Consider the following 741-nt stretch of genomic DNA (forward strand, 5'->3'; position numbering starts at 1 on the left):
TCGATCGATAGATTCGTCGATCTTGAACAGATTAGGCAGGACCTGGCGCCCTTCTACAGCACGATCGGCCGGCCTTCGATCGATCCCGAGCTGATGATACGGATGCTCCTGATCGGCTATTGCTTCGGCATCCGGTCGGAGCGGCGTCTGTGCGATGAGGTTCACCTCAATTTGGCCTACCGGTGGTTCTGCCGGCTCGGCTTAGAAGGTGCAGTGCCGGACCACTCGACATTCTCCAAGAATAGACATGGTCGCTTCCGAGAAAGCGATCTCTTCCGTCGTGTGTTCGAGAACGTCTTGCGCCGTTGTATCGAGGAGCGGCTGGTTGGCGGTGAAGGATTTGCTGTGGATGCGAGCCTGATCAAGGCCGACGCCAATCGGCAAAAGGGAATTGAAGGCGACAAGGGACTCCCACCGGAGGAGACCGGTCGAGCGATAAACGGGTACTTGGCCGTCCTCGACGATGCCGCTTTCGGAGCAGCTACCGAGGTCACCCCGAAGTTCGTGTCGCCTGCCGATCCGGCGGCGCGCTGGACGGGCGCGCACGGCGGCCAAGCCTTTTTTGCCTACTCGACAAACTACCTGGTCGACGTCAAGAACGCGATAATCGTCGATGTCGAAGCGACAACGGCGATCCGGCAGGCGGAGGTGTTGGCTGCCAAGCGCATGATTGAGCGCTCGCTCGAACGGTTCGACCTTTACCCCACCCGGCTGCTCGGCGACAGCGGCTATGGCTCGGCC

The 741-nt window shown here is 60.3% G+C and carries 1 protein-coding gene; it reads left to right on the forward strand.

The window, feature by feature from the left end:
* Positions 1–741: transposase (locus J6525_RS46550; RefSeq protein ID WP_225649628.1), on the forward strand; the 741-nt coding region annotated here is incomplete at both ends.

Origin of the sequence: Bradyrhizobium australafricanum, from assembly GCF_020329495.1 — a bacterium.
Classification (GTDB): Bacteria; Pseudomonadota; Alphaproteobacteria; order Rhizobiales; family Xanthobacteraceae; genus Bradyrhizobium; species Bradyrhizobium australafricanum.